Annotated in this window: 18 protein-coding genes; 1 reads left to right on the top strand and 17 read right to left on the bottom strand. The window is 67.8% G+C overall.

Going from position 1 to position 18783, the window contains the following annotated elements:
- Nucleotides 1–43 precede the first annotated feature (43 nt).
- From AC1DNC_RS00375 to pyrR, 11 genes are all read right to left on the bottom strand, one after another.
- On the bottom strand, nucleotides 44–1324 hold the full coding sequence (locus AC1DNC_RS00375) for a bifunctional phosphopantothenoylcysteine decarboxylase/phosphopantothenate synthase (RefSeq protein ID WP_476860599.1): 1281 nt from the start codon (nucleotides 1322–1324) through the stop codon (nucleotides 44–46).
- Nucleotides 1325–1350: 26 nt separating this feature from the next.
- Complete coding sequence (rpoZ, locus tag AC1DNC_RS00370; RefSeq protein ID WP_138769242.1) at nucleotides 1351–1614, bottom strand: DNA-directed RNA polymerase subunit omega; 264 nt, start codon at nucleotides 1612–1614, stop codon at nucleotides 1351–1353.
- A 39-nt stretch (nucleotides 1615–1653) separates the two neighbouring features.
- A complete protein-coding gene (gmk, locus tag AC1DNC_RS00365) occupies nucleotides 1654–2226 on the bottom strand; it encodes a guanylate kinase (protein ID WP_476860598.1) in 573 nt (190 codons plus the stop codon).
- Nucleotides 2227–2265: 39 nt separating this feature from the next.
- A complete protein-coding gene (gene mihF / locus AC1DNC_RS00360) occupies nucleotides 2266–2583 on the bottom strand; it encodes an integration host factor, actinobacterial type (protein WP_476860597.1) in 318 nt (105 codons plus the stop codon).
- Between the two features lie 1018 nt (nucleotides 2584–3601).
- On the bottom strand, nucleotides 3602–4468 hold the full coding sequence (gene pyrF, locus AC1DNC_RS00355) for an orotidine-5'-phosphate decarboxylase (RefSeq protein WP_476860596.1): 867 nt from the start codon (nucleotides 4466–4468) through the stop codon (nucleotides 3602–3604).
- Nucleotides 4461–7787 carry a carbamoyl-phosphate synthase large subunit gene (gene carB / locus AC1DNC_RS00350; RefSeq protein WP_476860595.1) on the bottom strand — a complete coding sequence of 1109 codons (3327 nt, stop codon included), beginning with the start codon at nucleotides 7785–7787 and terminating at the stop codon, nucleotides 4461–4463. The genes pyrF and carB overlap by 8 nt, the downstream gene beginning before the upstream one ends.
- Complete coding sequence (gene carA / locus AC1DNC_RS00345; RefSeq protein WP_476860948.1) at nucleotides 7787–9031, bottom strand: glutamine-hydrolyzing carbamoyl-phosphate synthase small subunit; 1245 nt, start codon at nucleotides 9029–9031, stop codon at nucleotides 7787–7789. Before carA ends, carB begins: the two co-directional genes overlap by 1 nt.
- Nucleotides 9032–9065: 34 nt before the next feature.
- The gene (locus tag AC1DNC_RS00340) at nucleotides 9066–9584 is read right to left on the bottom strand and encodes a PH-like domain-containing protein (protein ID WP_476860594.1); all 519 of its coding nucleotides are present in this window, start codon (nucleotides 9582–9584) and stop codon (nucleotides 9066–9068) included.
- The gene (locus AC1DNC_RS00335) at nucleotides 9584–10969 is read right to left on the bottom strand and encodes a dihydroorotase (RefSeq protein ID WP_476860593.1); all 1386 of its coding nucleotides are present in this window, start codon (nucleotides 10967–10969) and stop codon (nucleotides 9584–9586) included. The genes AC1DNC_RS00340 and AC1DNC_RS00335 overlap by 1 nt, the downstream gene beginning before the upstream one ends.
- On the bottom strand, nucleotides 10969–11976 hold the full coding sequence (locus AC1DNC_RS00330; protein ID WP_476860592.1) for an aspartate carbamoyltransferase catalytic subunit: 1008 nt from the start codon (nucleotides 11974–11976) through the stop codon (nucleotides 10969–10971). Before AC1DNC_RS00330 ends, AC1DNC_RS00335 begins: the two co-directional genes overlap by 1 nt.
- Nucleotides 11973–12587, bottom strand: a complete 615-nt coding sequence (gene pyrR / locus AC1DNC_RS00325; protein ID WP_476860591.1) for a bifunctional pyr operon transcriptional regulator/uracil phosphoribosyltransferase PyrR — start codon at nucleotides 12585–12587, stop codon at nucleotides 11973–11975. Before pyrR ends, AC1DNC_RS00330 begins: the two co-directional genes overlap by 4 nt.
- A gap of 200 nt (nucleotides 12588–12787) precedes the next feature.
- Here pyrR and AC1DNC_RS00320 point away from each other — a divergent pair, with 200 nt between their 5' ends.
- Nucleotides 12788–14065 (top strand): PrsW family intramembrane metalloprotease, encoded by a 1278-nt coding sequence (locus AC1DNC_RS00320; RefSeq protein ID WP_476860590.1) that lies wholly within the window; start codon nucleotides 12788–12790, stop codon nucleotides 14063–14065.
- A 101-nt stretch (nucleotides 14066–14166) separates the two neighbouring features.
- Here AC1DNC_RS00320 and nusB read toward each other — a convergent pair whose 3' ends face one another.
- The 6 genes from nusB to aroC all read right to left on the bottom strand — a co-directional run bounded on the left by nusB (nucleotide 14167) and on the right by aroC (nucleotide 18766).
- The gene (gene nusB, locus AC1DNC_RS00315) at nucleotides 14167–14577 is read right to left on the bottom strand and encodes a transcription antitermination factor NusB (RefSeq protein ID WP_175321028.1); all 411 of its coding nucleotides are present in this window, start codon (nucleotides 14575–14577) and stop codon (nucleotides 14167–14169) included.
- A complete protein-coding gene (gene efp, locus AC1DNC_RS00310; protein ID WP_018773146.1) occupies nucleotides 14577–15140 on the bottom strand; it encodes an elongation factor P in 564 nt (187 codons plus the stop codon). Before efp ends, nusB begins: the two co-directional genes overlap by 1 nt.
- Before the next feature lie 206 nt (nucleotides 15141–15346).
- Nucleotides 15347–15865, bottom strand: a complete 519-nt coding sequence (locus AC1DNC_RS00305) for a tetratricopeptide repeat protein (protein ID WP_476860589.1) — start codon at nucleotides 15863–15865, stop codon at nucleotides 15347–15349.
- Nucleotides 15865–16956 carry a 3-dehydroquinate synthase gene (gene aroB / locus AC1DNC_RS00300; RefSeq protein ID WP_476860588.1) on the bottom strand — a complete coding sequence of 364 codons (1092 nt, stop codon included), beginning with the start codon at nucleotides 16954–16956 and terminating at the stop codon, nucleotides 15865–15867. Before aroB ends, AC1DNC_RS00305 begins: the two co-directional genes overlap by 1 nt.
- A complete protein-coding gene (locus AC1DNC_RS00295) occupies nucleotides 16953–17507 on the bottom strand; it encodes a shikimate kinase (protein WP_476860947.1) in 555 nt (184 codons plus the stop codon). The genes aroB and AC1DNC_RS00295 overlap by 4 nt, the downstream gene beginning before the upstream one ends.
- A gap of 59 nt (nucleotides 17508–17566) precedes the next feature.
- Entirely contained in the window at nucleotides 17567–18766 is a 1200-nt protein-coding gene (gene aroC, locus AC1DNC_RS00290) for a chorismate synthase (protein WP_476860587.1), read from the bottom strand.
- Nucleotides 18767–18783: the final 17 nt, after the last annotated feature.

The raw sequence follows: 18783 nt of genomic DNA, 5'->3' as shown, positions 1-18783 counted from the left end.
GGCGTGTGTCCCCCTACTAAGGAGACCTTGATTACGCCAGCGCTCATGCGGGCGGGACAACCCGGCTTAACTCGGCGCTGATGCGGTCAATGACGGCAGCCGCGACGTCGGATTTTGAACCCGACGCCTCTTGGGGTTCGGAGCCGGACCGCGCAAGGATGACTACGGAGTTGCTGTCCTGGCCAAAGACCTGGTCCTTGCCTACCTGGTTCACCACCAGCAGGTCACACGCCTTGCGGCGCAGCTTGGCCTGGGCGTACTCGAGGACATCGCCTTCGGCATCGCCGGTCTCGGCTGCGAAGCCCACGATCAGCTGGTTGCGGGAGGCCGCATCACGGACCTCGACGAGCTCACGGAGGATGTCCGGGTTGCGGACCAGCGAGATCACCGGATCGGCGACGTCGTCGCGCTTCTTGATTTTGGTGCCGGAGACATCGGCCGGGCGGAAGTCCGCCACGGCGGCTGCCATGATGACGACGTCGGAGTCGGCGGCCGCGTGCAGGGCGGCCTCGCGCAGTTCCAGCGCGGTCTCCACCTTGACGACGTCGACGCCGGCCGGGGCAGGGACGTCCATGTGTGCGGCGAGCAGCCGGACGCGGGCACCGGCGTCGCGTGCGGCGGCGGCCAGCGCCACGCCCTGCTTGCCGGAGGACCGGTTGCCCAGGAAACGGACCGGATCCAGGGGTTCGCGGGTGCCGCCTGCGCTGATGGTGACGGTGAGCCCGGCAAGACTCTGGTGCGCTGCGGCTGGAAGGGCCGTGTCCGACGTCGGAAGCTCGGGGGTATTGGGCACCGCCGGAGCGCCGGCGAGGGCCAGCGCTGCGGCGAAGATCGCCTCGGGTTCGGGCAGCCTGCCCGGGCCGGAGTCAGCGCCGGTCAGCCGGCCGGTGGCGGGTTCGAGCACAGTGACCCCGCGGCTGCGCAGCGTTTCGACGTTGGCCTGGGTCGCCGGGTGGCGCCACATTTCGGTGTGCATGGCCGGGGCCATCAGGACCGGCCCGCCAGCCATCAGCAGCGTGTTGGTCAGCAGGTCGTTGGCCTGGCCGGAGGCAGCACGGGCCAGCAGGTCCGCCGTCGCCGGGGCCACCACGATCAGCTCCGCCTCGTGTCCGAGCCGGACGTGGTTGACCGTGTGCACCTCGTCGAACACGCTGTTGCTCACCGGGTGCCCGGAAAGTGCCTCCCAGGTGGCCACGCCGACGAAGCGGGTGGCGGCCTCGGTGGGAATAACGGTGACGTCATGGCCGGCTTCAGTAAAAAGCCGGAGGAGCGATGCCACCTTGTAGGCGGCAATCCCTCCCCCGACTCCGAGGACTATGCGCACGTGACCTCCGTCAGGCAGCAGAGTTGTTACTCTGCGGCGGCTTCGATCGGCGTGGAAACGAGCTTGCCTTCGTTGATCTCGCGCAGGGCGATGGACAGCGACTTTTCGTTCAGCTTGGTGTCGACCAGCGGGCCGACGTACTCGAACAGGCCCTCGTGCAGCTGGGCGTAGTAGGCGTTGATCTGCCGGGCGCGCTTGGCACCGAAAATCACCAGTCCGTACTTCGAATCGGCAGCCTTCAGCAGCTCGTCGATCGGCGGGTTGATGATGCCTTCAAGGTTCGTGGACACGAATTCTCCAAATTCTAACGGGCCAATCCGACCCTGCGGTTAGTGCGGGTGCGGCGTAAGCCCCATGAGTGAAACAAGCTCATCCGCTGCCCGACGTACGTCATCATTGATGACCGTGTGATCGAACTCCGGTTCAGCGGCTAGTTCTACTTTACCGGTTTCCAGCCGTCGCTGCTGTTCTTCGGCGGATTCAGTGCCGCGGCCCACCAAGCGGCGCACCAATTCTTCCCAGCTCGGCGGGGCGAGGAAGACGAACTGTGCGTCCGGAACAGCCTTCTTCACCTGCCGTGCGCCCTGCAGGTCGATCTCCAGCAGAACCGAGCGGCCCTCGGCAATGGCCGCGTCTACCGTGCTCTTGAGGGTGCCGTACGTATTCTGCCCGTGCACCACCGCCCATTCCAGGAGTTCTCCGGCCGCCACGAGGGCGTCGAACTCCTCTTTGGTTTTGAAGTAGTAATGCACCCCGTCGATTTCACCGGGCCGCGGCGGGCGCGTGGTTGCCGATACTGAGAGCCAGACTTCGGGATAGTTGTCCCGAATATAGGTGGACACTGTGCCTTTGCCGACAGCCGTCGGACCGGCGAGGACTGTCAGTCCGGGTTTCTTGGTCACGTATTCCTTTGGGCGGTTGGGGAAGCTCGGTAAACCAAGCTATTTCTCGTCTATAAAATCTACCAGCGCCCGGCGTTGGTGGATTCCCAGCCCCCGCACCCGGCGTGAGGCGGCAATCCCGAGCCGGTCCATGATCGCCGCGGCACGCACGTGTCCGATGCCCGGCAGCGCTTCGAGCAGTTCCACTACCCGCATCCGGGCGATCGCTTCGTCCGTCTCCCCCTCACTGAGCAGCTCGGCGATTGACAGCTTCCCCGACTTCAGCCGCTCCTTTGCGTTCGCCCGGGCCAGCCTGGCGGCGGCGGCCTTGTGCAGGGCGTCGGCACGCTCCTGCGGCGTGAGGGGTCGCAAGCTCACTGAGGTCCTCCCTGCATTGTCAGCCGAGACCACGCGAACGGCCTGGTCAGACGTGACCGCGAGACAGCCGCGCGTACCCCGGCTGGTACCGCGGACTTGTCCTGAACTTACAGTCTGGAGTCGCAGGAAAGCAATGGACCACGTCCGGCGCTACAGCTGCGGCCGACGCCTTGGTGGCCGGGGCGTGGACGTGGGGGTTGCGGGGCGGCGGAAGGATCCGCCGGGACAGACGACGCCGGCCGTTTGCCACAGATGGCCGGAATGCCGGGTCTATAGCGGCATTCTGTGGCGAATCGGCGCATTCAAGGCAGCGGCCCGACTCCGACCCGGCTGACCCAGCGTGGAGGGTTGGCGGTGTGCCGCCAACCGTCCGCCAGAGATGGCCGCAATGCCGGGTCCGTAGCGGCCATCTGTGGCGAATCGGCGCATTCAAGGCAGCGGCCCGACTCCGACCCGGCTGACCCAGCGTGGAGGGTTGGTGGTGTGGCGCCCACCGTCCGCCAGAGATGGCCGGAATACCGGGCCTAAAGCGGCCATCTGCGACCGATGGGCACATCTAAGGCTGCGGACCACCCTTTGCCTGCCTGGCGAGCCGGTAGCCGTTACCCATTCGCCAGAGATGGCCTCAATACCGAGTCCGTAGCGGCCATCTGTGGCGAACCGGCGCGGCGCCAACCGTTCGCCACGGATGGCCGGAACACCACGTCTAAAGCGGCCATCTGCGGCAAATCGGCGCAGCTAGGACCGCGGACCAGTTCCAACCCGTCTGTCCCAGCGTGGAGGCTGGTGTGGCGCCAACCGTCCGCCAGAGATGGCCGCAATGCCGGGTCCGTAGCGGCCATCTGTGGCGTATCGGCGCAGCTAGGGCCGCAGACATGCCGGGGCCGGCCTAACGGACGCCCGGCGCCCTGCGTTTGCCACAAAGGGCCGCAATACCGGCCCCGTAGAGGCCTTCTGTGGCAAACGACGCGGCAAACCCGCACGGCCGGCCCAGTGCCGACCAGCCGAGCCCGGATCGCTATACGGCGCGGAGTTCGTCCAAGGTGCGCTGCGCGGCTTCCCGCAGCCCCGCAGGCTGCGGGCCCGCGCGGAGGATGTCCCGGCTTGAGGTGCCGAGGACCTGGCCGTAGGCGCTGCCGAAGGTGCGTCGCAAATCGGCTGCCGTGGCCCCCTGGGCGCCGAGGCCCGGGGCGAGGATCGGGCCGCGGACTGCCGCGAGATCCAGGTCCAGGTCCGCCAGCGCCGTGCCAACCGTCGCGCCGACCACCAGGCCCACGGAGCCAAGGTCTCCGGCGTAGCGCTGGTTCTCCTCCGCTGCGGCGCGGACGATCCGCCGCGCCACGGAATCCGCTCCGCCGACGTGCTGGACGGAAGCGCCTTCCGGGTTGGAGGTCAGGGCCAGGACGAAGACGCCGCGCCCGGCGTCGGCCGCAAGATCCAGTGCGGGCCGGAGCGACTCAAAGCCCAGGTAAGGGCTCAGCGTCACCGAGTCCGCGGCGAGGGCTGAGCCATCGCGCAGCCAGGCGTCCGCGTAGGCCGCCATGGTGGAACCGATGTCGCCGCGCTTGGCGTCGGCAATGCTGAGCACCCCCGCCTCCGCGGACGCCGCGAGGGTGCGCTCCAGCACGGCCATGCCGGCCGAGCCGTGGCGTTCATAGAGCGCGACCTGCGGCTTCACCGCGGCAGCGAGCGAGGCCACCGCCTCCAGCACGGTGAGCGAGAAGCGTTCCAGGCCGGCGACGTCGTCGTTCAGGCCCCAGTGCTGCAGCAGCGCCGGGTGCGGGTCGATGCCGACGCAAAGCGGGCCGCGCTCGGCCATAGCCCGGCCGAGCCGGGAGCCGAAGGACTCCCGGCCGGCCGGGTCAGCGGCGGCGGGCTCAGGCACCGGCGTTCGCTTCCTGGGCGACCCGCTGCTGCGAGGCCATCAGGGCCGCGGCGTGCTCCTGCAGGCTCGTGACGGACCACTCGTAGGTCCGCATCGCCTCGATCGCCTGGACGGCAGCGTTGAACTCGGCCACCGTGGTGATGCACGGGATGCCGATCGAGGTGGCTGCGGCGCGGATTTCGTAGCCGTCGCCGCGGGCTTCGCCGCCGGAGGGCGTGTTGAAGACCATGTCGATTTCGCCCGCGACGATGAGGTCCGCGATGGTGCCCTCACCTTCGGCGCTGGAGCCTTCGGCGACCTTGCGGACCGTGGTGGCCTGCAGGCCGTTGCGGCGCAGCACATCGGCCGTGCCGCCGGTGGAGACGATCTCGAAGCCGAGGTCGGAGAGCCGCTTGACCGCCATGATGACGGCGCGCTTGTCCCGGTTGGCAACGGAGACGAAGACCTTGCCCTCGGTGGGCAGCGCGTTGTTGGCCGCGGCCTGGCTCTTGGCGAAGGCGGTGTCGAAGTGCTTGTCGATGCCCATCACCTCACCGGTGGAGCGCATTTCCGGGCCCAGCAGGGAGTCGACAACCTTGCCCTCCAGGGTGCGGAAGCGGCTGAACGGAAGGACCGCCTCCTTGACCGCCACCGGCGCGTCCAGCGGCAGCGTGGAACCGTCGCCGGACTCCGGCAGCATCTTGTACGCGGTGCGGAGCTGGTTGACGGTGACGCCCGTGCCGATCAGGGCCGCGGCCTTCGCCATCTGCACGCCGGTGGCCTTGGAGACGAACGGCACGGTGCGGGAGGCGCGCGGGTTGGCTTCGAGCACGTAGAGCACGTCGGAGGCGAGGGCGAACTGGATGTTGATCAGGCCGCGGACGCCGACGCCTTCGGCGATGGCCCGGGTGGCGGTCCGGACGCGGTCAATCACGTTGTTGCCCAGCGTGATGGGCGGCAGCACGCAGGCGGAGTCGCCGGAGTGGATGCCGGCTTCCTCGATGTGCTCCATGATGCCACCGAGGTACAGGTCCTTGCCGTCGTAGAGGGCGTCGACGTCGATCTCGACGGCGTCCTCGAGGAAGCGGTCGATCAGCACCGGGTGGTCCGGGGTGATTTCGGTGGCGTTGGCGATGTAGCGGGAGAGGTTCGGTTCGTCGTAGACGATCTCCATGCCGCGGCCGCCGAGGACGTAGGACGGGCGGACCAGGACAGGGTAGCCGATCTCGTCCGCGATCTTCTTGGCGTCCTCGAAGGAGACGGCGGTGCCGTTCTTCGGGGAGATCAGCCCTGCCTCGTCGAGCACCCGGGAAAAGGCGCCGCGGTGCTCGGCCAGGTCGATGGCCTCCGGCGAGGTGCCAAGGATCGGCACGCCGGCGTCGGCGAGCTGCTGGGCGAGTTTGAGCGGGGTCTGGCCACCGAGCTGGACGAACACACCCATCACGCCGCCGGTGCGCTCCTCGGCCGCGATGACCTCGAGGACGTCCTCAAGGGTCAGCGGTTCGAAGTAGAGCCGGGTCGACACGTCGTAGTCGGTGGAGACGGTTTCCGGGTTGCAGTTGACCATCACGGTCTCGTAGCCGGCCTTGCGCAGCGCCATCGACGCGTGCACGCAGGAGTAGTCGAACTCGATGCCCTGCCCGATCCGGTTCGGCCCGGAGCCGAGGATGATGATCGACGGCTTGGCGTGCAGCGCCACCTCGTCCTCCTCGTCGTAGGAGGAGTAGTGGTACGGCGTGTACGCCGCGAACTCGGCGGCGCAGGTGTCCACGGTCTTGTAGACCGGACGGATGCCCAGGGCCTGCCGCACGCCGCGGACGACGTCCTCGGAGTTGTGCGTCAGGGCGCCGATCTGGGCGTCGGAGAAGCCGTGCCGCTTGGCGCGCTGCAGCATCTCCTGGGTGAGGGCGTTGGAGTGCCGGATTTCCTGCGAGATTTCGTTCAGCAGCTGGAGCTGGTCAAGGTACCAGGGGTCGATCCCGGTCGCCTCGAACAGCTGCTCAACGGTGGCGCCGCCGAGCAGCGCGCGCTGGACCTGGTGCAGGCGTTCGGTGCTGGGGCGCTTGGCCTTCTCGATCAGCTCCGGCACTTCCCATTCGGGGACGGCGCTGAAGTCCAGCTGCGACCCCTTCTGCTCCAGCGACCGCAGCGCCTTCTGCAGCGCCTCGGTGAAGTTCCGGCCCATGGCCATGGCCTCGCCCACCGACTTCATGGTGGTGGTCAGGGTGGAGTCCGCGGCGGGGAACTTCTCGAAGGCGAAGCGCGGGACCTTGACTACGACGTAGTCGAGGGTGGGTTCGAAGGAGGCCGGCGTCTTCTGCGTGATGTCGTTCGGGATCTCGTCCAGGGTGTAGCCGAGCGAGAGCTTGGTGGCGATCTTGGCGATCGCGAACCCGGTAGCCTTGGAAGCCAGCGCCGAGGAGCGCGACACGCGGGGGTTCATCTCGATGACCACGACACGGCCGGTGTCCGGCTCGACGGCGAACTGGATGTTGCAGCCGCCGGTGTCGACGCCGACTTCGCGGATGACGGCGATCGAGATGTCGCGCAGCCGCTGGTACTCGCGGTCGGTCAGGGTCAGCGCCGGAGCGACCGTGATGGAGTCGCCGGTGTGCACGCCCACCGGGTCGAAGTTCTCGATCGAGCAGACAACCACGACATTGTCGTTCTTGTCCCGCATCATTTCGAGCTCATATTCCTTCCAGCCGAGGATGCTCTCTTCGAGCAGCACCTCGGACGTGGGGCTGTACTGCAGGCCCTGGCCGACGATCCGGCGCAGGTCATCCTCGTTGTAAGCCAGGCCCGAGCCCAGGCCGCCCATGGTGAAGGAGGGCCGGACCACCATCGGGTAGCCCAGGTCCTCGGCCGCGGTGAGGGCCTCGTCCATGCTGTGGATGATGTGGCTGCGCGCGGATTCGGCACCGCAGCGCTCCACCACGCCCTTGAACTTCTCGCGGTCCTCGCCGAGCTCGATCGCGGCGATGTTGGCGCCGATCAGCTCCACGTTGTACTTCTCCAGCACACCGTTCTTGTCCAGGGCGATGGCCGTGTTCAGCGCCGTCTGGCCGCCGAGGGTGGGCAGGATCGCGTCGGGGCGTTCCTTGGCGATGATCTTCTCGACCACCTCTGGGGTGATCGGCTCGATGTAAGTGGCATCGGCGAACTCCGGGTCGGTCATGATCGTGGCCGGGTTGGAGTTGACGAGGATGACACGCAGGCCTTCCTCCTTGAGGACGCGCAGTGCCTGGGTCCCGGAGTAGTCGAATTCGGCCGCCTGGCCGATCACGATCGGGCCGGAACCGATGACCAGGACGCTTTTCAGGTCAGTTCTCTTGGGCATTACTTCTTGTCCTCAGTCTTGGAGTCGGTGGAGGTTTGTTTGGTGTTCGCCATCAGCTCGATGAAGCGGTCGAAGAGGTACGCGGCGTCGTGCGGGCCCGAGGCCGCTTCGGGGTGGTATTGGACCGAGAAGGCGGGGATGTCGAGGCAGTACAGTCCCTCGACGACGTCGTCGTTGAGGCTGACGTGGCTGACCTCGACACGGCCAAAGCGCTCCTCGGGAGCCTTCGTGGCACCCTCCAGCGGTGCGTCGACGGCGAAGCCGTGGTTCTGTGAGGTGATCTCGACCTTGCCGGTTCGGCGGTCCATCACAGGTTGGTTGATGCCGCGGTGGCCGTAGCGCAGCTTGTAGGTACCGAAGCCGAGGGCGCGGCCCAGGATCTGGTTGCCGAAGCAGATGCCGAAGTAGGGCAGCTTGGCGTCCAGCACGGAGCGCAGCAGGTTCACCTGGCTGTCGGCGGTGGCGGGGTCGCCGGGGCCGTTGGACATGAAGACGCCGTCGGGGTTGACGGCTTTGACGTCCTCGAGGGTGGCGGTGGCCGGCAGGACATGGACCCTGACGCCGCGCTCGGCGAAGCGGATCGGGGTCATGCGCTTGATGCCAAGGTCGATCGCGGCAATGTTGAACCTCGGTTCGCCTTCCCAGCCCCAGTCGGCGGGTTCGACCGTGTAGGCCTCGTCGACACTGACCTCCTCGGCGAGCCGGGAGCCTTCCATCGGTGCACTGGCCAGCACGGCGTCCACGAGTTCCTTGTCCGTGGCCGCCGTGGCGTCGCCGGAGAAGATCCCGGCGCGCATGGTCTTGTGTTCGCGCAGGTGACGGGTGATGGCGCGGGTGTCGACGCCCTGGATTCCGACAATGCCCTGCTCGACGAGCTCGTCGTCGAGGCTGCGTTCCGAGCGCCAGTTCGAGGGGCGGCGGGCGGCGTCGCGGACGATGTAGCCGGCCACCCAGATGCGCCGGGACTCGGCGTCGTCCTTGTTCACGCCGGTGTTGCCGATGTGGGGTGCGGTCTGCACCACCAGCTGGCGGGCGTAGGAGGGGTCGGTGATGGTTTCCTGGTAGCCGGTCATGCCGGTCGCGAAGACCGCCTCGCCCAGCGCGGTGCCGGTGGCGCCGTAGCTGCGGCCGCGGAAGATCCGGCCGTCCTCCAGCACGAGCACGGCGGGGGCGGAGGCTGCTGCTGCGTTTGCTGTCACTGTCTTTTCGTTCACTGTTTCTTCTGACACGTCTGTCTTCTTCACTTCTGCGTTCGCTGGCTGGGATTCCGTCACGTCGCTACTTTCCACTATCGGCTTCTGCCTGAGGGGCTGCGGAGATCAAATCTTTGAGGGTGGTGAGGAGCAGGGCCTTGTCCTCGGCCCGGCGGGGGCGGAAGCCGGTGTCCAGCTCCTTGGCACCGAGCATCCAGCTGAGGACCAGGAGTCCGTCCTTCTCCACGAACTTTCCGGCCATGCCGCTTTCCTGCCGGACGCCGGTGAGGCTGGCGGCCGGGATGAACACGGGGCCGGCACCGGAGCGGTCGAACAGCACGCCTTCGCGGTGGACGCTGAGGTGGGAGTTGGTGCGCAGGCCCAGCTGGTGGACGGCGATCCGGTCCAGCCAGTCGCCGGCCGTGGTGGAGGCGACGTACTGTCCCTCGGCCGCGGCGAGCGGCCCGCCGAGTTCCGCGGGGACGGCCGGAAGCGGCTCGACGTCCGCCTGGCGTCGCAGCCGGTTGCGCCAGCCGACCCAGATCAGGACCAGCGCGACGACGATCAGCGCCAGCGTAAAAAGCAGGGAGAGTTCCTTGACCATCAGGGCTGGACCGCCGTGGCGGGGGCATCCGGGCTTTCGGGGAGCCACCGGTACGGTGTGTTGAGTTCCCCGTTCAGGACCGTCGGGTGGCCCTTGAAGAAGGTGGCCACCACCTTGCCCGGGAGTTCCCGGCCGGCAAACGGAGAGTTACGGCCCATGGTTGCCATCTTAGAAGGGTCCACGGTCCAGCGCGCAGCCGGGTCCACGAGTGTGACGTTGGCGGGTTCGCCCGCTTCCAGCGGCCGGCCCTGGTCCTGGAGTCGGCCGATGGCGGCCGGCGTGGTGGAGGTCACGCGGGCGAAGTCGGCCCAGGTCATCAGCCCGGTCTCGATCATGGTGTGCTGCACCACGGACAGGGCAGTTTCCAGCCCGGTCATGCCCATCGCGGCCTGCGCCCACTCGCACTCCTTGTGCTCGCTCGGGTGCGGGGCGTGGTCGGTGCCGACGACGTCGATCGTTCCGTCCGCCAGCGCGGCGCGCAGAGCCTGGACGTCCTCATCGGTGCGCAGCGGCGGGTTGACCTTGTAGACCGGGTCGTAGCTGCGGACCAGTTCGTCGGTCAGCCAGAGGTGGTGGGGCGTGACCTCGGCGGTGACGTTGATGCCGCGCGACTTGGCCCAGCGCACGATTTCCACCGAACCCGCGGTGGAGACGTGGCAGACGTGCAGCCGGGATCCAACGTGCTGGGCGAGCAGGACATCGCGGGCGATGATGCTCTCCTCGGCGACGGCGGGCCAGCCGGTGAGGCCGAGCACCGCGGAGACGACGCCCTCGTTCATCTGCGCGCCGGCGGTGAGGCGGGGCTCCTGCGCGTGCTGGGCGACGACGCCGTCGAACGCCTTGACGTATTCGAGGGCGCGGCGCATGAGGACCGGATCGCTGACGCAGATGCCGTCGTCGGAGAAGACACGGACCTGGGCGCGGGAGTCGGCCATGGCGCCGAGTTCGGCAAGTTGCTCGCCCGCCAGGCCGACCGTGACGGCGCCGACCGGGCGGACGTCCACCCAGCCGGCGGTGCGGCCCAGGGTGAAGACCTGCTCGACGACGCCGGCGGTGTCCGCCACCGGGGTGCTGTTGGCCATCGCGTGCACGGCGGTGTAACCGCCCAGTGCCGCGGCGCGGGTGCCTGTCTCGACCGTTTCGGCGTCTTCGCGGCCCGGTTCGCGCAGGTGCGTGTGGATATCCACCATGCCGGGCAGGGCGACGAGGCCAGCCGCCTCGATGACTGTTGCTTTCCCAAAGGCGCCGTCCGCGGACAAGTCCTGGCCGCGGGCGGCGATAACGCCGTCGCGGATCAGCAGATCCTCGGCGGCTCCGCCGAGGATCGACGCGCCCCGGATGAGGTAGGCGCCAGTGCTGCCTGTGTCCTGTTGCTGTGATGCCATCAGTGGCTCTCCTTGGAGTAGGCGGCGGTGGAGGTTGCTGGTTCGCGGGTGTCCCCGGAGAGCAGGAGGTAGAGGGCGGCCATCCGGATGGACACGCCGTTGCGCACCTGTGCCAGCACGGTGGAGCGTGGCGAGTCGGCGGCGGCGGAGGATATTTCCAGTCCGCGGTTCATCGGACCCGGGTGCATGATGATCGTGTCCTTCAGGCCCAGGCTGTCCAGGGCGCGGAGGCGGTTGTCGTCGAAGCCCCAGCGCCGCGAGTACTCGCGGGTGGTGGGGAAGAACGAGGCGTTCATGCGTTCGCCCTGCACGCGCAGCATCATCATCGCGTCCACGCCCCGGGCGAGGGTTTCGTCGAGGTCGTAGCTGACGGAGCAAGGCCACTGTTCCACGCCGACGGGCAGCAGCGTGGGCGGCGCCACGAGCGTGACTTCCGCGCCCAGGGTGCGCAGCAGCCAGACGTTGGAGCGGGCCACACGGGAGTGCAGCACGTCGCCGGCGATCGCGACCCGCATGCCCTTCAGGTCCGCACCAGTGCTCGGTCTGCCGGCGAGCCGCGACCAGTGGCGGCGCATGGTGAAGGCGTCCAGCAGCGCCTGGGTGGGGTGCTCGTGGGTGCCGTCGCCGGCGTTGATGACGGCGGCGTCGATCCAGTCGGTGGCTGCCAGCCGGTGCGGGGCGCCGGAGGCCCAGTGCCGGATCACGACGGCGTCGGCGCCCATGGCGGCGAGCGTCTGGGCCGTGTCCTTCAGTGATTCGCCCTTCGAGACGGACGATCCCTTGGCTGCGAAGTTGATGACGTCCGCGGAGAGCCGTTTGGCCGCAGCTTCGAACGAGATGCGGGTGCGGGTGGAGTCCTCAAAGAAGAGGTTGACCACGGTGCGGCCACGCAGGGCCGGGAGCTTCTTGACCTCGCGCTCCCCCACCGCGGACATTTCCTCGGCGGTGTCGAGGATGCGGATCGCGTTGGCGTAGCTGAGGTCTTCGGTCGAGAGCAGGTGCTTCATGCCGTCGCCTCGATAACGACTTCGTTCACGGCGCCGCCGCTGTTTTCCCCGCCGCTGGCGGAGTCGGTTTCTTCGAGCCGGACCCTAACCTTCTCCGCGGAAGAGGTGGGGAGGTTCTTGCCGACGTGGTCGGCGCGGATTGGGAGCTCACGGTGGCCCCGGTCGATCAGGACGGCCAAGCGGACGATCCGGGGCCGGCCCAGGTCGATGATCGCGTCCAGGGCGGCGCGGATGGTGCGGCCCGAGTACAGGACGTCGTCGATCAGCACCACTACCTTGTTGTCGATCCCGGTGCGGGGCAACTGGGTAGGGTACGGGGGCCTGGTGGGCTGGTGCGAGAGGTCGTCGCGGAACATGGTCACGTCCAGCTGGCCGACGATTGCGGCGGGATCCACGGCGGGATCGGCGGCGGCAATTTTGGCGGCGAGCCGGACGGCGAGCGGATAGCCGCGCCGCGGGATGCCCAGCAGGACCAGGTCCTGGGAGCCCTTATTGGACTCGAGAATCTCATGGGCGATACGAGTGAGTGCACGGTCGATGTCAGCCTGGTTGAGGACAACCCTGCTGAGCTGGACCTTGGCCGGAACCGGTGCTTCTGGAACAGAAGTCAACGCTCGTCTCCCCTTTCCCCGCCTCACGGGACGGAATTAAAAAAGGATCATTTGCTCTCTCAAATTACCACACGGGCTGCCGCCACCCGGCCCCGGCGGACGCGGCGTCCGTCACACCGGCGCGAGGTCTGCGCGGGTGCGCGCGGGGTGTGCCAGGGGCGTAATAGGCGGCCGGGCCGCGCGCACCTTAGGCTCGTGGCATGACGAGCTTCGATCCTCCGCCCGCCCGGCAGGCGCCCGGCGGCCCCCGGCAGCCGCAGCAGGCGAACCCCAGTTGGATGGGTCACGTCCAGCCGGACAACTACCGGCCGACGCCGGGCTCCGGCCAGTTGCAGGGCCAACTGCAGGGCCGGTTGCAGGGTCCTCCGCCGCTTCCAGCAGCCTACGCCGGGGCAACCTGGGCCCGGGCCTCAGCCGGCATGGCCGCGCTGGTGCTCGGCGGCGGGGTACTCGCTTTCGTCAGCCTGTTCCTGGTGCTTCCCTTCGTGCTGGAAAACACCGGCCCGGGCGGCTTCGTCGTGGGTTTCATCGCCTCGCTGCTGCCACTCAGTGCCGTCCTGCTGGCCGTCCGCTTCATTGACCGCTGGGAGCCCGAACCGAAGCGGCTGCTGTTCTTCGCTTTCGCGTGGGGCGCGCTCGTTTCGATTTCCGTGACGATGCTGATCCAGCCGTTCTTCGCGCTCGCCGCAGGCCCGGCGTCCGGGCTGGACTACCGGACGTTCGCCGTCACGGTGCAGGCACCGGTGGTGGAGGAATTCGCCAAGTCGCTCGGCCTGTTGCTGCTCCTAATTTTTGCCCGCAAGCAGTTCGACGGCCCGGTCGACGGCGTCGTATTCGCGTTCACGATTGCCGGCGGTTTCGCCTTCACCGAGAACATCCTGTACTTCGGCCGGGCAATCGCCGAGTCCAGCACCCCGGGCACGGACCTGGCCATCGTGTTCTTCCTGCGCGGCGTGATGTCCCCGTTCGCTCACGCCATTTTCACCGGGACAACCGGGCTCGTCCTGGGCTTCGCGGCGCGGCGCTGGCATTCCGGCCTGACGTTCCTGGCCTTCCGGGTGGGCCTGGTTCCGGCGATGTTGCTGCACAGCGGCTGGAACTCCATGGGCCAGAATTTCCTGGCCCAGTACATCCTGGTCCAGGTGCCGATCTTCCTCCTGGCAGTCCTGGTCGTGGTCCTGCTGCGAGTTGCCGAACGCCAGCTGACCCGCCAACGGCTCCAGGAATATGCAGCGGCCGGCTGGTTCAACAGCCAGGAGGTGGCAATGCTGGCGACCCCCGGCGGGCGCCGCGCTGCCCTCCGCTGGGCCAGGTCGATTGGCCGGGCCCCGGAGATGAGGGCGTTCCTGCAGGCCGCCACCCGCCTGGCGTTCACCCGTCAGCGGATCCTCAGCGGCCGGGACGTGCCGGCGCACCAGCTCGACGAACAGCATCAGCTCGGCGAGGTCGTGGCCTCGAGGGATGCGCTGCTGCGCTAAGCGGCGGGAACCTCTCCAGCAAAGGACCGGCCGGCATACGCGAAGGGCCGGTGTCCGCCGTGAGGCGGGCACCGGCCCTTCGAGGAGCGGTCATGGGGCCGTCAGGCCAGCAGGGACGGCTTCAGCTGCTGCAGGCGGCCGAGCAGGCCGTTGATGAACGACGGCGACTCGTCCGTCGACAGCGTCTTGGCCAGCGCCACGGCTTCACTCACGGCGACGCCGTCGGGGACGTCGTCGTTGTAGAGCAGTTCCCAGGTGCCGATCCGCAGGATGATGCGGTCCACCGAGGGCATCCGCTCCAGCGACCAGCCCTGCGAGTAGGTTTCGAGGAATTCGTCGATCGCGGCTTGGTGGGACACGACCCCCTCGACGATTTCCAGGGTGTAGGGGTTGATGATCTGATCCGTCTGTTCACGACGGGAACGCAGCACATCGAATGCGGAGGTGGAGCGCTGCTCCGCCTCGAAGAGAACATCCAGGGCCCGGTTACGGGCCTTACCGCGTGCACTCACTAGTCGTTGACCCGGCCAAGGTAGCTGCCGTCGCGGGTGTCGACCTTGACCTTGGTGTTGTTCTCGACGAACAGCGGCACCTGGATCTCGTAGCCGGTCTCGAGGGTCGCGGGCTTGGTGCCGGCCGAGGAGCGGTCGCCCTGCAGGCCCGGCTCCGTGTAGGTGATTTCCAGCACGACGCTCGGCGGCAGTTCGATGTACAGCGGGTTGCCCTCGTGGATGGCGATGTTCACCATCTGGTTCTCGAGCATGAAGTTGGTCGCGTCGCCGACGGTGGCGGCGGACACGGTGAGCTGGTCGAAGTCCGAGGTGTCCATGAACACGAAGTCGGCGCCGTCCTGGTACAGGTACTGGTAATCGCGGCGGTCAACCGTTGCGGTCTCGATCTTGAGGCCGGCGTTGAAGGTCTTGTCGACGACCTTGCCGGACATCACGTTGCGCATCTTCGTGCGGACGAAGGCGCCGCCCTTGCCGGGCTTGACGTGCTGGAATTCGATGATGTTCCAGAGCTGGCCCTCAAGCTTCAGCACGGTTCCGTTCTTGATGTCGTTAGTGGTTGCCACAGTATCCTCAGGTTTCCTTGTTGACTGGTTCTAGCCGCCAGCCGCTAATGCCAGGCAGGCATGCCGATTCGGCCCGCCAGCGCGTGTTTATCAAAAATCCAAGAACCATTCTACCGGTTTTGCCGGATCGCTGCCGGACGGCCCATGCAGGCCGCCGGCAGGCGCCGTTGGCGGCCGTCTTTGGCAGGCCCCCCAAGCCGGCATCTTTAGCAGGCCAAATCCAGCACGTCCCGGGCGCGCTGCAGCGCCACGGTCGATGAATAGATCAGCGCAGCGTCCGCGGAGCCTGCCACCCGCAGGTCCAGCGCCTTGGCGAAGGACTCGACGGCGGCGGCGATGTTGCCGGCGGCGAAGTAGGACCGGCCCAGGTGCTGGCGGACCACGGCCTCGTCGGGGGTGCCCTGCGCTTCGGGAAGCAGTTGGCGGTAAAGCTCAACCGCGCGGTCAGAGCGGTGTGATACCCGCAGGACCTCAGCCTCGAACATCCGCAGCCGGAACGAATCGGGATCCTTGTACCGGGCCTCGGCGAGCAACTCGGCGGCCTCGCCCGGGTGGCCCTCCACGAGGCGCACGAAGATCAGGTCCGTGGGGTCGGTCGAGGCCGCCAGCGCCTCCGCGCAGGCTTCCTCGTTGACCACCTGCGGCATGAGGGTTAGCGGGTTGATCCTGATGCCGGGAAACCCGGCGTCGGGCCACTCGCTGGTGCCGCCATTGTCGCTGATCATCAGGAAGCGATTTCCTGGTATGCCGCGAAGAGCAGCGACGTGTCCGGCACGTCCAGGATGCCCGGGCGTCCGACGCCGTCGAGCACCACGAAGCGCAGCAGGTCACCGCGTGCCTTCTTGTCCCGCCGCATGCCGTCCAGCAGTGCCTGCCAACGGTCACGGCGGTAGGTGATTGGCAGACCGAGGCTCTCCAGGATGTCCCGGTGGCGGTCGGCGTCGGCGTCGCTGAGCCGGCCGACGCTGCGCGCCAGTTCGGCAGCGAACATCATGCCCACCGAGACGGCGGCGCCGTGCCGCCATGAGTAACGTTCGGCGAGTTCAATCGCGTGGCCCAGGGTGTGCCCGTAGTTGAGGATTTCCCGCTGCCCGGTTTCCTTCAGGTCCTCGGAGACGACCCGTGCCTTGACGGCGATGGCGCGTTCGATCAGCTCACGCAAGGTTTCGGAGCGGGGATCGGACACCGCGGCGGGGTCCTTTTCAATCAGTTCGAGGATGGCCGGGTCGGCGATGAAACCGCATTTGATGACCTCGGCCATGCCGGAGATGATCTCGTTTTTGGGCAGCGTGTCCAGGGTGTCCAGGTCGGCGAGGACTCCGGCCGGCGGGTGGAAGACGCCCACCAGGTTCTTGCCTTCGGCGGTGTTGATGCCGGTCTTGCCGCCGACGGCCGCGTCCACCATGCCGAGCAGGCTCGTGGGCATGTGGATGACCTTGACGCCGCGCAGCCAGGTCGCGGCGACGAATCCGGCGAGGTCGGTCACCGCTCCCCCGCCGACGGCGACGATCGCGTCCGAGCGGGTGAAGTCGTTCTGGCCCAGCACCTGCCAGCAGAAGGAGGCCACCTCGATGTGCTTGCCTTCTTCGGCGTCCGGGATCTCGGCCGTCAGCGCGGTGAAGCCGGCGCTGGCCAGCTCCTCGCGGACAGCGTCGCCGGTAAGCCGCAGGGCGCGCGGGTGGACGACGAGGACGCGCTTGACGCGCTCCCCCAGCAGCTCAGGCAGCTTTGCCAGCAGCCCGCGGCCGACGACGACGTCGTAGTTGTCCCCCGGAGCCTTGCCGGTGACTTTGATGACGGTTGATTCGGTGCTCACTTTTCAACTTTCCTTGTCGCTGCTGGGGTGCGCGTTGCCTCGTTGTCGAGGGCGGCGTGCTGCTCCAGGGCTTCTTCGAGCCCGCGCGCGAGCTCTTGGACAGAGCCGCTCCGGACGTCGAGCGTCAGGTCGGCGAGCCGTTCGTAGACCGGCTGCCGGGTGGCGAACAGTGTCCGCCAACGTTCCATCGCGTCGCCGGCCAGGAGCGGCCGCCCCGAGTTGCGCGCGATCCGTTCGGACACCGTGGCGGCATCGCATTCCAGGTACACCACGATGCAGTTGGCGAGCAATTGCTGCGTTCCCGAGTCCAGGACAGCCCCGCCGCCGAGCGAGATTACGGTGCTAGAGCCCTTGGCGCTGCTGGCCGCCGCCTCTTCGATGGCCTGCGCCACCGCCCGGGCCTCCAGTTCGCGGAATGCGCATTCGCCCCTTCCCGCGAAAATATCAGCGATGGTGCCGTGCTGGGCAACCACCTCGACGTCGGTGTCGACGAAGCGGGCGCCGAGCTGCAGTGCGAGCTGCTGCCCGATCGCGGACTTGCCGACGGCCATGGGGCCGATCAGGGCGACCGGCCGGTTCAGGGCCTTTTGCGGCGCGTGACGGGCCGCCACTAGTGCCCGATCGAGTCCAGGGACGCCGGAATGTTGTCCAGGTAACCCTTGATGTTGCGGGCGGTCTCCTGCACGGAGTCGCCGCCGAACTTTTCCGTGACTGCTTCGGCGAGGACCAGCGCCACCATGGCCTCGGCCACCACGCCGGCGGCCGGGACGGCACAGACGTCCGAGCGCTGGTGGTGTGCCTTGGCCGCTTCGCCGGTGCTGATGTCGACCGTCTTGAGGGCGCGCGGCACCGTGGCGATTGGCTTCATCGCGGCCCGGACCCGGAGCACGTCACCGATGCTCATGCCGCCTTCGATGCCGCCGGCCCGGTTGGACGTGCGGATGATCCTGCCGTCCTGGTCCTTGACGATTTCGTCGTGGGCTGCGGAGCCGCGGCGCGAGGCGGTGAGGAAACCATCGCCGACTTCCACGCCCTTGATGGCCTGGATGCCCATCAGGGCAGCGGCCAGGCGCGAGTCAAGACGCCGGTCCCAGTGCACGTAGCTGCCCAGTCCCGGGGGCAGTCCGTAGGCGAGGACTTCGACGACGCCGCCGAGGGTTTCGCCTTCCTTGTGCGCCATGTCCACCTCCGCGACCATGGCATCGGAGGTTTCGCGGTCGAAACAACGCAGCGGGTCGGCGTCGAGCGCCAGCACGTTGTCCGGCACCGGCAGCGGCCGGCCTTCCGGGACGGAAACGCTGGCAACGGACACCGTGTGGGAGACCAGTTCAATGCCGAGCTGCTTGAGGAACGCGGAGGCGACGGCGCCCAGGGCCACGCGGGTGGCGGTTTCCCGGGCGCTGGCGCGCTCCAGGACCGGACGGGCCTCGTCAAAGCCGTACTTCTGCATGCCGGTGAAATCGGCGTGGCCCGGCCGGGGCCGGGTAAGCGGCGCGTTGCGGGCCTGGTCGGCGAGGGCTTCGGGGTCCACCGGATCGGCGGACATGATCTGCTCCCACTTGGGCCACTCGGTGTTGCCGACCTGGATAGCGACGGGACCGCCCTGGGTCAGGCCGTGCCGGACGCCGCCCAGGACCGTCACAGCGTCCTGTTCGAACTTCATCCGGGCACCGCGGCCGTATCCGAGGCGCCGTCGGGCCAGCGCCTCGACGATCTGGTCCCGGGTGAGTTCAACACCTGCGGGGACGCCTTCGATAATTCCGACCAGGGCCGGACCATGGGATTCTCCGGCAGTCAACCAACGCAACATAAAATCCATCCTGCCAT

The sequence above is a fragment of the Arthrobacter sp. 01N442 genome, assembly GCF_056399345.1.
The sequence above is the reverse complement of the archived record's forward strand: the minus strand, read 5'-3'. Positions and strand labels throughout refer to the sequence as shown.